Consider the following 17775-nt stretch of genomic DNA (forward strand, 5'->3'; position numbering starts at 1 on the left):
TAGGTTGAGGGCCTAGTCTCGTAGGAGTTCGTGTGTTCGAATCACACCTCCCGCATACTATTCTTCTCTGTTTCTTAAAAATAGCTTTTAGTCTGAGATTTATCTGCTGTGCTTACTAGTCAGTTATCCTGTTATGTGCATTCTCTGTTAGTGGGGCATGTTTTACTTCACTTATTTCTGCCTTGCCAAGCGCTTTCAGGAAATGAGCAGCACGTACAGTTGCGTGCTGTTTCCTTTCTTCTACGCGAGCCTGGTATACTCTTATGGAGCGCAGGAAATCTATCTTGCGAAACTCAGGCCAGAACGGCGCACAAAAATAGGATGCACACTCATTGCCATTTGCCTGCCATGGCAGGAAATTGGATACGCGTTCATCGCCTCCGGTACGGATTATAAGGTCTACGTCGGGAAGGGCGGATCCACCGACCGGGTAGAGGTGGTTTGAGATAGTGTCCTCATTAATGTTATTGAGTTCAATTTCCCCTTTTTCCACCATCATGGCTATTTCTCTCACTGCCTGGACAATTTCCTGGCGACCTCCGTAAGCAATTGCAACATTGAGGTTGAACCGGTCATAACCTGATGTCACAAGCTCCACGTTCTTTATGGACTCCTGAAGCATGTCGGGCAACTTATCGATATCTCCAATGGCGTGAACTCTCATCCTTCTTTCATGGGTCCTTTCATTCTCTCCGATCTCATCGAACTTCAATCCGATAAGCTCAAACAGTTTATCCTTCTCAGCATTTGGGCGGCTGAAGTTCTCTGTGGAGAATGCATATATCGTCAGGTGTTCGATGCCCAGTTCGCAGGACCACTCAATGACCTTTTCTGTTATATCGGCCCCTTTAATATGCCCAAAAGAAGCCATCTGACCCAGCTTACGTGCATACCTGCGGTTACCATCCATTATTATGGCAACATGCCTTGGGATCGGGGCACTTTTTACCTCCTGTGTCAGAAGATGTTCGTATCCCTTATGGATCCATGGGGGTATGTGCTTTAACATACGGTACACCAGTTAGTCTCAATCGAATATCTCACTCTGCGATGTATGCCGTTTTCATTTTTAATTAAAATATATAGATGTAAAATTGGGATAAAGATAGATTGTCGCAGTTGCATAACAACGACGGAAGCAAGCCTGACCTCCAATAATTCACCACTAATTAATAATTCTCCAGGACTGACTTTACTATGTTCCTGTAGTCTTCCTTCAGCAGATATATATTATGGTCACCGGTAACATCAATACTAAGGATGCCAAGTCTTGTGTTCATAAGGCCGACCATTGCAGAAACGCCCCTGTAGCTCACATCAAAATCTGCATTGTTAAGATGTTCGTACACGTCACCTGTAGTGAATTTGCCACCACTCAGGAATAATTTCAATACTACTTTGCGTATACCCGTATCATCGCGACTGAGATATTTTATTAGCCTATCCCTTACTCGCTCTTCTATCGTTTCCAGTACAAACACCTCTTTTTTAAATACGTTATTTTATCTTATAAAACTATTGTACCTGTGAGCACGCAAAACCTGCGCGCGTAATGAAAATCGTACTACTTATATCATTCTAAGATATATAAGTTGGCTCTAGACAGGTATCTTCTCAACGACAAATCCATTCTCGAAAGGATATCTCTCTATAATGGACAAGTCCTTTGTATTATCTCTTAACAGCTCTGCAACATCTTCAAGTATCCACCAGGCTGTTTCAACAGAATGATCTTTTGTCTCTAACATTTCCTGAGAAATTCCTCGTCCGATAAGCAATTCTGTTACTCCCTGTGCGGCTGTCTCGTCCTTGCATACGATCTCTCCATAAACGAGAGTGCCTTCTTCAGTTATATCATCAAATGCTCTTGCTGTATTGCAGGCAACGCGTAACAGGCGTTCCCTGAGCTGGACAGCATCTTTATATGTCGATGAACAGAAATGCACTTTGCCTGCACTATTCTCACTGAACATACTTCTTGCAAGTTCCATTGAACCTGCAACAGCGTTAGATATATCACCTTCAAGTACAAAGCCTTTGAGCTTCAAGCCCTTTGCATTTGAGTCCGAGAATTCCAGTTCGTTCATATTGAGAAAGCACTCTATATCCCTGGCAAAAACCGCGACCTTCTCTATTCCCTCAATAACAGGGACTTCTATCCCGGTTGTGATGTTGCACTCTTTGGCAAACCTTATGGACTCGGCATACGGACTAGTCTCCAATGCGTTCCACATATCAGCAGGGGGATGGAATCTTATTTCATCAAGGCCTGCTTCTGCAAGCCTGGACACGGTGTCCTCATCAGGTGCAAGTGAAGTGTACAGGTGTATATGGTGCCCCTTACCAAATTCGGATTTAAGAATCCTTATGTAATGAAGCACCTTTTCAAGCATTAGCAGGGGCTCTCCACCGGTAATGCCTGTTCCCAGGGCATCCATTAGCCTTGCCTCTTCCAATACCTCCTGATCACAACTGACAGGTCTTTCATTCGCATAAGTCGTATCCTTCCTTCTTTCAACTGAAACCGGGCAATAGAAGCAGTCTCTGGGGCATATCCCTGTAATAAAGAGTACCATCTTGGCTCCCTGCTGGCACAGCTTGCAACCCTCGGACAGATATGTATGGAATGATCCTGATTCAGTCTGGTTCAAGTTACTCATTTCGGACTCTATACGCTGGTCATATATAAGCTTAGTTAACAGATGTGGTTCAATACTTTAATGTATCATTCTTTCGATATATTCTCGTATGCAGGAAGGGGAGAGTCACATAGCAGTCATAGGCTGCAGGAAATGCTCCAGATGCGACAATACCTGTCCTTACGGAGCTCTTTACAGGGTCGAGGGCTTTACAAGGGTGGATTACAGTAAATGCACTCTTTGTATGGCATGCATTAAAGTATGCCCAAACAAGGCACTGATCCATATCGATTAAAGCTGTACTCTCTATTTCATCTCCTTGCCGATGGAGAAAGCCTTACCCAGTACTTTACCAACTCCATAATAATTCCGAATCTCCGGTCCGAATATGACCGGTCTCACTTTTTCGATATCCGGCACACCTTTCTCATTCAGCACGGATTCTTCTGCCCGGATGTCCATGATCTCCCCGATGAACTGAGTATGGAGCCCAATCTCAAAACTGTGTATCAGTTTGCATTCAAGTATAATTGGGAATTCCTGGATGTAAGGTGCATATACCAGGTCACTTTTCACGGGGGTGAGGCCGGTAGTCTCAAACTTATTCTCATCCTTTCCGCTCGTCATCCCGCAATAGTCCATGTGTTTCACATATTCTTCTGAAGGTATGTTTACAGTGAACGCCTCTTTTTCCATAATATTAGTGTAGCTGTATGTCGCTTTCCGAAGGGATATGCTCACACAGGGGGGGCTTGAACAGGAAATGCCTCCCCATGCAATGGTCGCTGCATTCGGGGTGCCGAACGCATCATATGTACCAATCACCCATGCAGGTGCAGGATAAACAAATGGTTTAGCTCCTATGGATATTTTCATCGATATCAACTCCCTGAGCTATATTTGACCGATGGATATTGAACTTTACGGAACTTTCTGCCATATTACACAAGCCCCCTGAAGATGACCCTTGACACCACTGTTGAAAGAGTGAATATGATTATGGATAACGAAGGACTTGTCCCATGTCGTACATCAGCTGAGCCCTGTCTCCTCCGTATTCAATGGTGCCTGAGAAACGGGTGAGTATTATCGTGATCAGGATAAGGTATATGCCTATTGAGAGCATGAACAGGTCAGAAGGGATGGACTGCTCAAGGTCTGCCGGGGATATCTGTCCTGGCCCAGGTATCATATTTGGCGGAAGGTTCGCCATGCTGTGGGATATGTTCTGAAGTATCTTTGCAATGACTTCCGACAGGGCCATGGTAACTCCTGCTATCAGAGGTGCGAAGATGGCTGCTGTTGAGCGCATTGTGGATGTCATGTCATATAGCGACCTCTTAATGTTCTGCTCGACATCCTGCAGTTCCTTGAGGTGGTCTGCAAGCTTGACAATGGCTACACCTGCCGCCTCATGGCTTTTGTGTGCGCTCTCCACAAAGAGCTTCATGGTAGTCCTTATTCTGTCAGAGTAGATATCTTTGAATGCTCCAAACTCATCGTCAAAGATGGCTGTCATGATATCCGCCCTGATGCTCAGCAGGTTCAGGGATATCCTCTCAAATGCTTCGGCTATTTGTGATCCCTGCATGGTAGATGCCGTGTGCATGAACGCCTCCTCGGTGGCCCTGCCCTCGGATATTCTCCTGCCCAATACGAAAAGGGCATCCGAGAATTCGATTTCCATCCTCTTGATCTCGTCACGTATCTTCTTGTAGGGTGTATAGCTTATGTTCAGGTAGAATGCAATTGCAAAGACCAGTCCCCACAGGATAAGCAGTCCGGGGGGCAGGACACCCTCAAGTGTTGCGGTTGATATAATGTTGCCGGGATTTCCCAGGACCATCCATAAGTAGCCAAGGAAGATTATTCCCATGCCCAGAACAGCCGATATCAGTGCAGCAGCCGCCTTTTTCTTCTTTATGCCCGTCAGTTGCGGGTGACTGTCGGGTATATTCTGTGGAACAAAAGTGGCAGGTCTCTGCATGAGGATATATTCCGCATAGGCAAATGTAGCCAGCGGCAGGATTATGTTATACAATGCAACAAGGGTGCCTATGCCAAAGCGGATACCTACCACGGTTATCGCAGGCATGAGAGCGACCAGTGCAAGAGGGATAAGGATGAATATGGAGTACAGGATGTATGTGGGGCTTTTCAGCTTCGATGCAAAGTTCTCCATCAGTCTCTTTGTGTTCTCCAGCACTATGTCAAGGGCCCTGTTCAGAGTTATTACTCTCTGGGCTTCATCCGGCTCACTGGTCGAGCTCTTGATAAGGTGCAGGGCCCGTTTGAAATACTCACTATTCTTGCCCCATATATTCGCAAATTCCAGTGTGGCATCATCCATTCCTCTGTATTCCCTTACATGGAGGTTCCATAGCATCTTTCTCAGATCCTTTGCCAGAGGCCTGTCCGAGCTCTCGCCAGCAAACCGGATAGCTACTTCCATGTTAGGGACAAGTTTCATTGACATAACTATGTAACTCAGGATCTCGGGCATATCTCCAAGGGAACGGACCTTCATCCACCGGGAGTATATTTTGAGGTACTCGCTGAGATATATTAATGTGAGAAGTGGAAGAATAAGACTTATGGCCACAGTTATCTTGAGCGTGGCAGCCTCAAAGCTGGTGAGCCTGAATATGATAAAATCTGCAATGAGGAAGCAAAGGAACATAAAACCTGATACCGTATACGCGAAGAATGCAGTTTCATAAGGTTCCAGATCAAGTCCCGTATATACAAGTGAATCCCTGTATTCTTCGCTCACAGCCTTATCCGCTTTCTTTCTAAAGGAAGCAGGATTCCAAAGGAGCCAGCTAAAGTTCCTGAACGTGAACTTGCAGCCGTGGTAATACCAGTTATCTTCATTGCTCAGAGAAACCACCTGCTGTTATCAGGACGTTTTTGTCCGTGCCAGGAAATCCATCCATATGCTGCGCAAACCGGGGTGAGTTCTTTGATGCGAAATCCTCAAACCACTCCGACCATCTCATGTAGATCCTCTCCGGATCAAATCCTCCCTGGGAGTTTTTCTCTTCTTCTGTTAGAAGCCAGAACATATTGTTTGCTGTGCTGACCGTGGTCGATTCCACAAAGAATACATCCTTTTTACCGTAAGCGGCCATTTTCTCCTTGATCTTTGCTCTCAGGCGTATATTCTGGGAAGCCTGGTCGATGGTCATGCCCCACTTGTCTGCTATCTTGCTTATGAGCACCGACTGTCCCCTATCCATAATATCAGCCGGTACCAGAGAATCAAGAGATGCATTATATTTCAGTACATCAGAGAACACAGTGTCAGTGTTCTGGGGGTCCCAATTCTCGTTGACCTCGGCTATCTGGATAACCCTGCGTTTTGAAATCATGCTTCCTTCGATTCTGGTATTGCTACAAACTATTACTGCGTCCGTTGACTTGAAAGATGCAGTCGGGACGCCAAGTGTGTGCACTATACGCTCGTAGACCGAACGCGTTGATGAGCCATGGATAGTACCTATGACCGAATTACCGGCTGCTCCAACCTGCATGGCTTCGTAAAGGACCGAAACCTCGGGACCCCTGACCTCTCCCATTACAAGGGATGAGCTTCCAAGCCTCAGGGAAGCCCTGAGCGCCATTGATGGCTCTATTTCGATGCCATATTTTATGATGGCCGATTGTGAGTTCAGTCCCTGCACCTTCCATCCCATCCCCTGAAGCTGTTCAATTGGTATTTCCGGTGTATCTTCAATGGTGAGTATTCTGTACTTCTGGGGTATCTCCAGCAGCATGGCGCTCAACAGAGATGTCTTGCCAGCTCCCACGCCACCCGCAACAAGTATAGAGGCCTGCCCATCCATGATAAAGCTCAGCAGCCCCGCAGCCAGCGGGGATATGGAACCGGTGTTGATGAGTTTTGGAAGCGTCCAGGGGTCCTTTGCATGCTTCCTGAACGCATAGGCTATTCCCTTTGCACTGAGGGGATCCCCGATGACCGACACGCGCACCCCATACTCTTTAAGGAACATCTCAAGCACCGGAGTTGCTTCCCCAAAGGGGCGACCGCTTATAGACCGAAGCCTGGATACCATCGAGTCCATGTCATCCTGGGACAGGAAAATATTGGTGACGCACTCTTCCCCGTCCAGCACAACATGCACAGGGTTCCTGTCAGCCGGTGCATTGACATACACATCTGTGATCCTTTCATCAGAGAGCAGGTCCTCAAGTATGCCAAGGCCAGTTGTGTACTTGGCAAGGATGTCTGTGTAGAGTTTAACTTTCGAAGGCTCTAGTGTCATTCTCCGAAGTTCAGCCTCCTCCAGTAAGAGGCGTTTTCCCAGGAGCTTAAAATAGTTCCTTGAACTGGAGGGGTTTGCGAACTGCAGGTCTTTCGGACGATGTCTGATCATCTTCTTCCTCACAGTTTCAATAACCTCCAGCTCGTCAGCTTCAAGACAATACTCCGCAGGGTTTATGACATAAATCTTCTCTGGCCGGTCAGTCAGCTGGTAGATGGATACGGGAAGTGACCTTTCGTTCATGTGATCAATGTCATAACACTCAAGGAAGACCGTATTGTCTGGAGGCTCGATGTATATACGTGAAGTGGAAAAAGGCGGTCTGACATATGATCTCAGGTATACTTCGTAATCTGCACTTTCAAAGTCATCTGAGGGCACTGCACATTGAGTGTGCAAGGATCTTTTTATGTCGAGAGAATATGTGGACATCTCCTGAAAGATGCTCGTGAAATCCTGAAAACACTTTTCGCATTCATCGTATTCTTCTGCTCTCATATCTCTAAGACTGCAAGGGTCGCAGTACTGGTGAATCATAGAACAGGCTCTCAAAGGATCCTGCCCGGATGTTTTAATAATGTCCTCTATCAATTGCTGGCGGATGGATGCACATTTCCTGCACTCCTTATAGGTGTAATCCTCATGTGTTAACCTTGCAGTGGAATAGGAGCTCAGGCGGTCGTGGAGATGTGCCATCATGTAGATGATTGCAAGATTTTTCCCTTCATAGTCCCTCTCATATAGGTTTGAAAGAACAAGCCTGTCAATTAAGGGTTCTCTGAGGAGTATGCTAAATACATTCCTTCTGCAGACCGGGTTCTGGAATGTGGACCCATGAGAGCACTCTTTGCAGTTCACGGTTATTATCCCGTGTTTTTTCGAGGATCTCAGTTTGTAGGGACAGAGCGTTTCTTCGTTCCCGCTGTTCCTCTTCAGGAGGGATATCCCGGATATGATATCGTCCACCAAGAGCGAACACCATTCACTTGTAGCCCTTACCTTGCGGATGAACTCGCTTTTGGGTGCATATGAGTGCATTTTCACAAGGGTGCTGTTTTCTATATTTTCCTCTTTTTGTAACTCTTTTGCATTGACTGCTTTGATTTCATGCAGTCCTTGTTCTTCCACAAGGTAAATATCCGGTCTTGATTGCGTTTTGGTCAAATCGTCTCTCCTTTTTAGATATTTTACAAAGGAATTTGACTAACTATTAAAACATTTCGAAATCAACCTGTAGATAAATTTTCTTATTGTATTATTATTTTAAAAGTAGTCATGCCGGGAATAGTAATATAAAAGTTGGCATAATACTTTCACACAACTTCCTTTATGATATAATACCAGCAAAGCGTTCTCATAAAGGCCGGGAGATTACTATGGGAATCTATACTGTTTCACAACTGAACGATCATATCAAACAGTTACTTTGCCAGGATCCTTTGCTTAACCAGGTCTGGGTGCGCGGGGAGATATCAAACCTCACAAAACATAGTTCTGGCCATTACTATTTCACCCTGAAGGATAAAGGCAGCCAGATAAGCTGTGTCAGCTTCAGGTCGACCAACAGGTCGCTCAAGTTCGAACCTGAATCTTCCATGAAGGTTCTCATATTTGGCTCGCTGGACGTTTATACGGTTCGCGGACAGTATCAGCTCCATATACTTGATATGAGGCCGGACGGTATAGGTGAACTGTACAAGGCCTACGAGCAACTGCGGGCAAAGCTGGAGGCTGAAGGGCTATTTGACAGATCACGCAAGAGGCCGATTCCGAGATTCCCGCAAAGGATAGGTGTTGCCACTTCTCCCACAGGTGCAGCTATCCATGATATCCTGCATGTGCTCGGGCGCAGGTATCCTGTGAATGTGCTGCTGGCCCCTGCTGTCGTGCAGGGGGAAATGTCCGCTCCAAGCATCGTAAAAGCCATTGAGCACCTCAACAGGGCGGATGTTGATGTCATCATCGTAGGCAGGGGCGGAGGCTCGCTGGAGGACCTCTGGTCATTCAATGAAGAAACTGTTGCAAGGGCAATATTCGAATCAAGGGTTCCTGTGATATCGGCTGTGGGACATGAGACCGATTATACAATAGCTGATTTTACGGCAGACCTGCGGGCTCCCACGCCATCAGCCGCGGCTGAGCTGGCAGTCCCGGACAGTTCGGACCTGAAAAGGCATATAGGCTCCCTGTCGGCACGTATGGGGAAGGCTGCAATACGCCAGATTTCCGACCTCTCGGACCAGCTAGACTACCTCTCCGGCAGGATCGGTCCTGAAAAGCTCAATGAATTCCTTCGCCAGAATTACCAGAGGGTGGATGAGCTGAATATCAGGTTGGAGCGCCATGCGGGAAGGGTCATGGAATCCAAGCGCATTTCCTTGAGTGGCCTGGCAGGCCGTTTGAATGCCGTCAGTCCTCTGAGTACCCTGGAGCGTGGGTACTGCATCGCGATGATAGCTGACGGGAACAGGCCCGTTCATGGGGTGGACGATGTGAGTACAGGAGAATGCCTGAACCTTAAAGTAAAAGATGGTACTATCCTGTGCAGTGTGGATAATGTATCAAAAGGGAAATAAGACCGAAAAGAAGACTAGAAAAAGGATGGAGGAATGTATATGGTCAAGGGTGTTAGCAAGGACCGTAATAACAAGGAAAGTACGGGAGATAAGGATGATGTGGGGAACATGGACAATAAGAATCAAACTGATACCCGGGATAGGGAAATCGACGATGATGATACTACCTTTGAAGAGTCCATGGACGAGCTCGAAGCCTTGGTAGACAGACTTGAACGAGGACAGTTGCTTCTGGATGAGAGCTTGGAGCTGTTCGAGAGAGGCATGAAGCTGGCCCGCACATGCAACGGGAAACTGTTAAAAGCAGAAAGAAAGATAGAGATGCTCATTGAAGAGAATGGCAAGGTCAGGGTGAGTACTTTCAATGAGGACGGATAAGTGTGCAAGTGCTCCTGTTAGTAAAGGATTTGACGGTGAAAAATATGAGAGTTCTTCCTCTCACCAGAAAGAATGGGGCAACAAGCTGATCGAAGAACTTGAACTGGAAGGCTCGGAACATATACTTGACCTTGGGTGCGGCAACGGCCTTGTTACAAGAGAGCTGGCTGAAAGAGTGCCCGAAGGAAAGGTCCTTGGAATTGACAGTTCCTCTTCCATGCTTGGCAAGGCAAAATCCCATAAGCTCCGGAATATGGAGTTTAAGTTGCTGGATATACGGGATATGGATTTTGTTCAAGAGTTCGACCTTGTGTTCTCCAACGCAGCCATGCATTGGGTCAAAGAGCATGATATTGTGCTTCGTAAGATACATGCTTCCCTTAAAGCTGGCGGGACTGTAAGGATGCAGTTTGCAGGAGAAGACAACTGTCCCACTATTTCAGGAGTATTGAAAGAGTCCATATCTTTTTCTGGGTTTGAAGATGATTTCCGTGATTTCGACTGGCCTTGGTATATGCCTGACGCAGGGACTTATGAAGAACTGATCCGCTCAGCAGGATTCCGGGCCTACAGGGTGTGGATGGAGAATGCAGACCGCTATTTTCCGGATGAGCAGTCCTTTGTAGGTTGGATTGAACAGCCAAGCCTCGTACCCTTCCTTAGGGTGCTGTCTGAGGAAAAATCCGCTCTTTTTAGGAATATGGTCGTTGAAAAGACAAAAAAGGCAGCTTTTCAGCCTGATAACTCCTATTTTGAAACTTTCCGAAGAATCAATGTGTCAGCCATCAAGTAGAAACAAATAAAACCGGACAAAAAGTAGTCCATATTAAAAAAGAAGGCTGGACTTTCAGTCATCGTCTTCAAAATATCTTCTGGCAAGCAGAAATCCACCGCTGCCGAGCAAGGCAGCAAGGAATATTGCTATTACCATCCCTTCTGTATTGAAATCCTGCCATGAGTGGACCGAGGCCCACATGCCGCTGCGGGTCACAAAGGTGGCAAATACCACAAGTATGAATGATGCCATCGCAAGCAGGGGCGCCAGGAACCCATACTCTCCGTGGGAGGTGCGTGTCCTGGCATGCAGGAATGCGGTGGCTGTTATCCAGGGAATGAGTGATGATGTTTCCACCGGGTCCCATGACCAGTACCATGCCCCCCATCCAAGCACTTCATACGCCCAGAAGCCTCCGAGTCCGATGCCAAGGGTAAGGAAGAGCCATGCGATACGCATCCAGTCCCTTGCGATGTTTGTCCATCTGCCATCCTTTGCAAGGAGGTTAGCAACAGCTGCTGCAAAGGGTATCGTGAAAGCTGCGTATCCCAGGAACAGTACCGGTGGGTGTATGGCCATCCAGGGGTTGCGCAGCAGGGGATTCATACCCTGCCCGTAGGGTACTTCTACCAGGGTTGCAAAAGGGTCCCAGTAATTGATTCCGATGCCTGTGCCTGCAATGGTGTAGGTGGCAAAGGGGTTCTTGATGACCAGTATCAGCAGGAAGACCGATGCGATGGCAAGAGATACCATTCGGGTGATGTTCATCAGTTTGGTATCTGTAAGTTCTTTAGTCTGTCCGGTGTACTGCACAAGCAGTAGTATTGCAAGTATTGCCCATGCCCAGAGCAGTAGCGAGCCCTCCTGGCCTGCCCAGAGAGCCGAGATCCTGTAATACCATACAAGGTCCGTGCTGGAGTGGCTGTAAACATAATAGTAGGATGCATTGACTCTCAAAAGGTGTGCAACGAGGAGCACTATGGATAGTGTGGCCGATATCGCACACGCCATCTCCATCTTTTTGGAGTTGGTGCTATGGGTGTGCCGTCCTTTCAAGTGATAGGCAAGTGAAAATACTGTGGCTCCCAGTCCTGTGAGGAAGGCTATCCAGATAAGGATCATCCCGAAATTCATGATTTGCCTCTTATGTTCTTATCCTTTTTCGGAACCCGGGCTCTTCTATCGCTTCCGTAATCTGTTGCGATGAGTGCAGTGATACCTATGACCATAAGATAGAAACCGCCCCAAAGGAAATTTATGTAGGGTACGGTTCTCATGTAGAGATCAACCTCTCCTTTTTGCAGGCTGATGGCCCTGGGAGCAATGAAGAGCTCTTCAGTGAGCCCGCGGTGTATATATGTGGTTGTATAACTCTGGCCCCACTTGAAATCAGTAATGTACTTTACCTGACCTTCCCGGAAGTAAGCTCCGTTCCTGTATATGTCAAAATCCACCTCAGTTGTGTAAGCGGATCCGGGATATGTCTGGTATGGGTCGCCTGAGTAGTATGAACTCATATTGCTGACCTTTATTGCATAGTCCTGCCCAGGGAAATGCCCTATGTTACCAGAACTGATCACATTTGCACCTTCCATTTTCATATTAGCACTAAGCACTATCCCGAGCAGGATGAATAGTATTCCCAGGTGGATGATGTGTGCGCTTGCACCCCTGGCTGTTGCGACGAAGGAACTCCTTGTAAATGTTCTTCCGATCTTGTATATGGTCGCAAATAAGGCAAGTGCAATTATGGGAATGGAAACATCTATGGCCAGGTTCCCAAACGGCGATATAAGTGCAAAGAAAGCTGCAAGTGCCGTATAGCCTGCTACTATCACCGCAGTGTTCTTCTGTCCCAGATAGCCTGCGAGCATGCACACGCTCAGTAGTATTACAAGCCCAGCTGTAGGCAAAGCTGTCCGGTAGTTGAAATAACCGGGTTCAAGACGTATCTCCGCCCCGGTGGTCAGCTTTGCAATAAGCGGTGTGAGCATACCCATCAATATTATTGTTGCCAGGAGCAAAAAGACAACAACAGCAGCAAGCATTGTATTTTTAGGTGTCAGTAGGGGCCTTGTATTTTTCATCTGTTGTCAGCCTTAATCTTACAATAGGTATGTAATAGAGTTTTCTCTTGCAGGCACATCATAATTTAAATAGATGCCGTGCAATCATGTGCATACAAACGTGTTAAAACGGATGGACATAATGATAGAGATACTGCTTACTGCTCTCTGGTTGATGCTTCCTGCATATATCCCAAATTCAACAGCTGCCGTATTTGGTGGTGGCAGGCCCCTTGATGGTGGAAAGACCCTTAAGGACGGGCGCCGCATACTGGGTGACGGCAAGACACTCCGTGGGCTTATTGCAGGCACAGTGTGCGGGATGTTGCTTGGCCTGCTGCAAATGTATTATATGTCACGTCAGACCACTATCTTTGGGATAGAACTTCCATCCTTTGGCGAGATGCCGGGCGCCCTTGTTGTAATATTCGCGCTGGCTTTTGGGGCACTGCTTGGGGATCTTTCCATGAGTTTCTTTAAACGCAGGCTGGGACTTAAAAGAGGTGCTCCACTTCCGGGTGTTGACCAGCTTGATTTTGTGCTTGGGGCATGGGTACTGACGTATATTGTAGCACCTTCCTGGTTCACAGCCAATTTTACATTCTACGTAGCACTTGCGGTAATTCTTATCACCCCCCTGTTGCATGTTTCTACAAACGTCGTCGGATACCTTATAGGGGTAAAGAAAGAGCCTTGGTAAAGCCCGGGCAGTATATATTTTTGTTATAATTTTACAATATATGGGATATATTTTCATTTCCAATCAGGTGATCATATGCCAGGATCAGAGAAAAGCAAACTATTACTTATCGATGCGCTGAAAACCTGCGGTGCTGTCAGGTTCGGGGATTTCACACTTGCCTCCGGAAAGAAGAGCACTTACTACATCGACATCAAGAAAGCAAGCACTGACCCTGTGACCCTCAGGATCATTGCGCAGGAAGCTACAAAGGTTATAGCGGGCATGCCGGTAGATGCGGTTGGCGGCGTGGTGCTTGGCAGCGTCCCCCTGGCTACTGCCGTGTCCCTGGAATCAGGACTGCCGCTCTTGCTTATACGCAAAGATGACAAAAGCTATGGCACAGGCGGGCGTTTTGTGGGTGAACTAAGAGAGGGCTCAAAAGTGCTGCTTCTGGAAGATGTGACCACAAGCGGTGGTTCTGTGAAGGATGCCATTGAGGCGATACGCGCACAAAGTGGTGAAGTTCAGCATGTTGTTACTGTCGTGGACCGTGAATCGGGAGCTACGGAGAATCTCGCTTCCATCGGTGTGAAGCTTATACCGCTTGTGAGGGCGAGCGATCTGGTCTGATACTTGTAGTTTTCACGGGAAAATGAGATAGTAAATTATTTATTACAATAACTAGCACTTTATGCTATTCCAGTTTCTAATGAATTAGCGGTCCGATTACGGACCCGAATCATGTCCTAACAAACAAATCCCTATCGAGCAACAGGTCGTAGTCATAATTGTTTCAATAACGAGGTTTTAAGTCATGAACATTTTAGTAGTAGGTGGTGGCGGAAGGGAGCACGCTATCACGGCAGCACTGGCGAGGAGCAGGAAAGAACCTTCTCTATTTGCAGTAATGTCAAAGAAGAATCCGGGAATCGCAGAACTATGTGAGGATTTCCTTCTTTCCAAGGAAACAGACGTTGAGAAGGTAGTCGAGTTCGCAGTCAGAAAGAATATCGAAATAGCAGTCATAGGGCCCGAAGCCCCGCTTTCCGTGGGCCTTGCCGATGCCCTGGAAAATGCCGATATCAGTGTTGCCGCCCCTAAAAAAGCGGTGGCACAAATAGAATTCAATAAGGGCTGGGCTCGCAATTTCATGAAGGATAATGGGATAGCGGGCTGCCCGAGATTTGAAGTGTTCACGGAGAGAGGGCCTATGGACTCTTTCATTGACGAGCTTGGCGATGTTGCTGTCAAGCCTGCCGGCCTTACAGGTGGCAAAGGCGTAAAGGTAATGGGCGACCAGTTGCCTGACCTGGATGCTGCTAAGGAGTATGCAGCAAGCCTGCTTGCAACCGGAAGCGTGGTCGTGGAGGAGAACCTTAAGGGTGAGGAATTCACCCTGCAGGCGTTCGTGGATGGCGAGCACCTGGCTTTCATGCCGACGGTGCAGGATCACAAGCGTGCCTTTGAGGGCGACCTTGGACCTAACACCGGGGGTATGGGCTCTTACAATGATGCGGGAGAGATCCTGCCATTCCTTGTGGAGGAAGATGTAAGCCAGGCAAAGCAGATAATGCTGGATACCATCAGGGCCCTTCGCAGGGTCACAGGCGTCGGTTACAGGGGAGCCCTGTACGGCCAGTTCATGATTACCAGGGCCGGGCCCAAAGTGATAGAGTTCAATGCGCGCTTTGGTGATCCCGAGGCCATGAATGTGTTGTCCCTTCTGGAGACCGACTATACGGATGTGCTGTCAGCTATTGTTATGGGCACGCTTGATAAGCTTGACGTGAAGTTCAGCAGGAAGGCGACTGTGTGCAAATACGCTGTTCCTGCAGGCTATCCTGACGCTCCGACGAGTGACAGGGAAGTCAGTGTGGGAGATATTGGCGATGCCCTGCTCTTCTATTCAAGTGTCTATGAAAGTGATGGCAAGGTCTATACCACCGGCTCAAGGGCTGTGGCAGTGGTGGGTGTTGCGGATACTATTGCTGAGGCTGAGAAGATCGCACAGCATGCGCTGGACAATCTTAAAGGGGACCTGCATTCCAGGCGGGATATCGGCACTGCAGGGCTCATACAGAGACGTATCGATCACATGAGGACGATACGCAATATGCAGTAACTGACCAAGGGAATGATAGCATGAAACATCTTATCTCAATGGCTGACCTCTCGCAGGAAGAGATCATCGAACTCCTTGATGTGGCAACAGACCTGAAAGAAAAACGTGTGAAGGGCAAGGTCACCGACCTTCTGAAGAATAAGAGCATCGGGATGATCTTCGAGAAATCATCCACGCGCACCAGGGTGTCTTTCGAGGTTGCCATGAACGACCTCGGGGGCCATGCGCTGTACCTGAACCCGAGGGATATGCAGCTTGGCCGCGGAGAGACTGTGGGCGATACCGCCAAAGTGCTCTCGCGCTACCTCTACTGTATTGTCGCAAGGGTGTACAGCCACGATACTGTCAGTGAGCTTGCGGCGCACTCTGATGTGCCTGTCATTAACGCACTCTCGGACAGGGAGCATCCCTGCCAGATAATCGCAGACCTGATGACCATCCGCGAGTACAAGAACCGGCTCAAGGGACTGAAATATGCCTGGGTCGGCGACGGTAACAATGTGTGCAATTCCGCCATCCTTGGCTGTACGCTGGTGGGAATAGAAATCGCGGTTGCCTGCCCGCCCGGATATGAACCAGACCCGGAGATAGTGAAACAGGCCAGGCGGCTTGGCGGCAAAGTGACGGTCACCAACGACCCCGCAGAGGCTGCAAAGGATGCCGATGTCCTCTATACCGACGTATGGGTGTCCATGGGAGATGAGGACGAGCGCGAGAAGCGCCTCAGGGACCTCGCCCCCTACCAGATAAACACGGAACTTGTCAACCTTGCAAGACAGGATGCCATCGTGATGCACTGCCTCCCCGCACACCGCGGAGAGGAGATCTCCGCTGAGGTCATGGACGGCCCTCACTCCGTAGTCTTCGACCAGGCCGAGAACCGTCTGCACTCACAGAAAGCCCTCCTGCTGAGAATGATGGCCTGAGGGCCATCCCCATATTCTCACCCAAACACAAAGTTTAACTAGAAAAAGCGCTACTAAGCATCATTCACAATGCGGGAGTCGCCCAGCCAGGTCAAAGGCGCTAGATTCAGAGTCTAGTCTCGTAGGAGTTCGTGCGTTCGAATCGCATCTCCCGCACCATGATTTTTTGGGATATGGTTAACACAAATTTTATGTACGCTACTTTTTACATACACTTTCATTTCAACTTTATACACTGCAATGTTTTTTTATATTAGTGGAATTGTAGAATAAAATAGAAATGTATATATCCTAAAAATTTTACACTCTCTATAACTAAGGTGGTCTTATGAGAGATTTCTCGGTAGAATTACCAACAAATTATAAAGCTGAAAACTATATTAAATTAAGTCCAGCTGAAAGGAAGTTGTTTGATAAATTTATAGAAGATCAGATTGCTTATAATCAATCATTGGCTAAGGCATTTAGCAGCCAAGCAACCTCTTTTCATGAGGAAAAAGAAAAGATCTCTTATGAAAGAGCAGATTCGACTTACATACCATTTTTAGCATATTGTTGGAGAGTGGCTGCTACAGCGATAGGTGGGTCAGTTGTTCTATTTGCAGCTATTTTCAGATTACCTCTTATTGAAGAAACACAATTACGAATCTATGCAATAATAGTCTCATTTATAGCAGTAATCATGATTTTAGGATTATTTGTACCACTTCGACTACTTCCTAAAAAACCTCTATATAAAAAGGAAGATGCACCTGAAACTTTATAATTAACGATTTATAATAAAATAAGGACTTGGGTAGCATGTTCGATGATGAAAGATTTATAGACATTGAACCGGATGATATTAGTAACTTAAGTTGTGAAGAAGGAGAAAAGCATTCACGTTTTAAGGCATATCTTCTTGGTTATTCTGATTCAGTCCAACAGCTTCAATCAGCAGAAGATGATGCTCTTCGCAAGTTTAAGCAAAGAAATACAATGTTAAAATCTGCGAACAAACAAATTCCAATTAGGGTTTATTTTGAAAAACTGGGATTATTTTTGCTGTTTGGTTTTATCTCTTCTTACTATATCCTAACATCAAATGAATTGCAAATAACACAATCTTATATCAAAATGTTTCTTTTTTTACTGCATATACTTCTTATAATTATGGCTGTGTTCATTCCTCTTTTTGTCTTTCCCAACAAGCTCTAAATCCCAATTAATCTAAATGAAGTTTGTTAATCAACTTTAAAACTAAACTGTTGATTCTTCTTAATATTTCTATCTTTAATCTTCAAGTAAGCCAAAGTATTCAGTTGTAGGATTATCTTCACTTTCGA

Annotated in this window: 18 protein-coding genes and 1 tRNA gene; 11 read left to right on the forward strand and 8 right to left on the reverse strand. The window is 46.8% G+C overall.

Going from position 1 to position 17775, the window contains the following annotated elements; genetic code table 11:
• Window positions 1-115: 115 nt before the first annotated feature.
• The 3 genes from uppS to QZZ22_RS13000 all read right to left on the reverse strand — a co-directional run bounded on the left by uppS (window position 116) and on the right by QZZ22_RS13000 (window position 2660).
• Complete coding sequence (gene uppS / locus QZZ22_RS12990) at window positions 116-1009, reverse strand: polyprenyl diphosphate synthase (RefSeq protein WP_292465606.1); 894 nt, start codon at window positions 1007-1009, stop codon at window positions 116-118.
• Between the two features lie 160 nt (window positions 1010-1169).
• Window positions 1170-1481 carry a DUF2551 domain-containing protein gene (locus QZZ22_RS12995; protein WP_292465609.1) on the reverse strand — a complete coding sequence of 104 codons (312 nt, stop codon included), beginning with the start codon at window positions 1479-1481 and terminating at the stop codon, window positions 1170-1172.
• Between the two features lie 117 nt (window positions 1482-1598).
• Window positions 1599-2660, reverse strand: a complete 1062-nt coding sequence (locus tag QZZ22_RS13000) for a radical SAM protein (RefSeq protein ID WP_292465611.1) — start codon at window positions 2658-2660, stop codon at window positions 1599-1601.
• An 88-nt stretch (window positions 2661-2748) separates the two neighbouring features.
• On the opposite strand from QZZ22_RS13000, the gene QZZ22_RS13005 reads away from it, so the two are divergent.
• Window positions 2749-2934: a 4Fe-4S binding protein gene (locus QZZ22_RS13005; RefSeq protein WP_292465614.1), complete on the forward strand. Its 186-nt coding sequence runs from the start codon at window positions 2749-2751 to the stop codon at window positions 2932-2934.
• Window positions 2935-2945: 11 nt separating this feature from the next.
• Here QZZ22_RS13005 and QZZ22_RS13010 read toward each other — a convergent pair whose 3' ends face one another.
• The 3 genes from QZZ22_RS13010 to QZZ22_RS13020 form a co-directional block, all read right to left on the reverse strand.
• Entirely contained in the window at window positions 2946-3515 is a 570-nt protein-coding gene (locus QZZ22_RS13010; RefSeq protein ID WP_292465617.1) for a flavin reductase family protein, read from the reverse strand.
• A gap of 121 nt (window positions 3516-3636) precedes the next feature.
• Window positions 3637-5529, reverse strand: a complete 1893-nt coding sequence (locus tag QZZ22_RS13015) for a hypothetical protein (RefSeq protein ID WP_292465620.1) — start codon at window positions 5527-5529, stop codon at window positions 3637-3639.
• The gene (locus tag QZZ22_RS13020; protein WP_292465623.1) at window positions 5510-8089 is read right to left on the reverse strand and encodes a type II/IV secretion system ATPase subunit; all 2580 of its coding nucleotides are present in this window, start codon (window positions 8087-8089) and stop codon (window positions 5510-5512) included. The genes QZZ22_RS13015 and QZZ22_RS13020 overlap by 20 nt, the downstream gene beginning before the upstream one ends.
• 212 nt (window positions 8090-8301) lie before the next feature.
• Here QZZ22_RS13020 and xseA point away from each other — a divergent pair, with 212 nt between their 5' ends.
• Genes xseA through QZZ22_RS13035 form a run of 3 tightly spaced genes read left to right on the forward strand, consistent with a single transcriptional unit; the run spans window position 8302 to window position 10672 of the window.
• Complete coding sequence (xseA, locus tag QZZ22_RS13025) at window positions 8302-9501, forward strand: exodeoxyribonuclease VII large subunit (protein ID WP_292465626.1); 1200 nt, start codon at window positions 8302-8304, stop codon at window positions 9499-9501.
• 39 nt (window positions 9502-9540) lie between these two features.
• Window positions 9541-9879, forward strand: a complete 339-nt coding sequence (locus QZZ22_RS13030; protein ID WP_292465629.1) for an exodeoxyribonuclease VII small subunit — start codon at window positions 9541-9543, stop codon at window positions 9877-9879.
• The gene (locus tag QZZ22_RS13035) at window positions 9866-10672 is read left to right on the forward strand and encodes a methyltransferase domain-containing protein (protein ID WP_292465632.1); all 807 of its coding nucleotides are present in this window, start codon (window positions 9866-9868) and stop codon (window positions 10670-10672) included. The genes QZZ22_RS13030 and QZZ22_RS13035 overlap by 14 nt, the downstream gene beginning before the upstream one ends.
• A gap of 54 nt (window positions 10673-10726) precedes the next feature.
• On the opposite strand, the gene ccsA is transcribed toward QZZ22_RS13035, so the two are convergent.
• Entirely contained in the window at window positions 10727-11788 is a 1062-nt protein-coding gene (ccsA, locus tag QZZ22_RS13040; RefSeq protein ID WP_292465635.1) for a cytochrome c biogenesis protein CcsA, read from the reverse strand.
• The gene (locus QZZ22_RS13045; protein WP_292465638.1) at window positions 11785-12741 is read right to left on the reverse strand and encodes a cytochrome c-type biogenesis CcmF C-terminal domain-containing protein; all 957 of its coding nucleotides are present in this window, start codon (window positions 12739-12741) and stop codon (window positions 11785-11787) included. The genes ccsA and QZZ22_RS13045 overlap by 4 nt, the downstream gene beginning before the upstream one ends.
• A gap of 121 nt (window positions 12742-12862) precedes the next feature.
• On the opposite strand from QZZ22_RS13045, the gene QZZ22_RS13050 reads away from it, so the two are divergent.
• From QZZ22_RS13050 to QZZ22_RS13080, 7 genes are all read left to right on the forward strand, one after another.
• Complete coding sequence (locus tag QZZ22_RS13050) at window positions 12863-13420, forward strand: CDP-2,3-bis-(O-geranylgeranyl)-sn-glycerol synthase (RefSeq protein ID WP_292465641.1); 558 nt, start codon at window positions 12863-12865, stop codon at window positions 13418-13420.
• A gap of 75 nt (window positions 13421-13495) precedes the next feature.
• Complete coding sequence (gene pyrE / locus QZZ22_RS13055) at window positions 13496-14032, forward strand: orotate phosphoribosyltransferase (RefSeq protein ID WP_292465644.1); 537 nt, start codon at window positions 13496-13498, stop codon at window positions 14030-14032.
• A gap of 184 nt (window positions 14033-14216) precedes the next feature.
• The gene (gene purD, locus QZZ22_RS13060) at window positions 14217-15524 is read left to right on the forward strand and encodes a phosphoribosylamine--glycine ligase (protein ID WP_292465647.1); all 1308 of its coding nucleotides are present in this window, start codon (window positions 14217-14219) and stop codon (window positions 15522-15524) included.
• 20 nt (window positions 15525-15544) lie between these two features.
• Entirely contained in the window at window positions 15545-16450 is a 906-nt protein-coding gene (gene argF, locus QZZ22_RS13065) for an ornithine carbamoyltransferase (RefSeq protein ID WP_292465650.1), read from the forward strand.
• A gap of 71 nt (window positions 16451-16521) precedes the next feature.
• Window positions 16522-16609: transfer RNA gene (locus QZZ22_RS13070), tRNA-Leu, on the forward strand.
• 169 nt (window positions 16610-16778) lie between these two features.
• Window positions 16779-17216, forward strand: a complete 438-nt coding sequence (locus QZZ22_RS13075) for a hypothetical protein (RefSeq protein ID WP_292465652.1) — start codon at window positions 16779-16781, stop codon at window positions 17214-17216.
• Window positions 17217-17251: 35 nt separating this feature from the next.
• On the forward strand, window positions 17252-17647 hold the full coding sequence (locus QZZ22_RS13080; protein WP_292465654.1) for a hypothetical protein: 396 nt from the start codon (window positions 17252-17254) through the stop codon (window positions 17645-17647).
• Window positions 17648-17775: the final 128 nt, after the last annotated feature.

The sequence above is a fragment of the Methanolobus sp. genome (genome assembly GCF_016278365.1).
Taxonomy (GTDB): Archaea; Halobacteriota; Methanosarcinia; order Methanosarcinales; family Methanosarcinaceae; genus Methanolobus.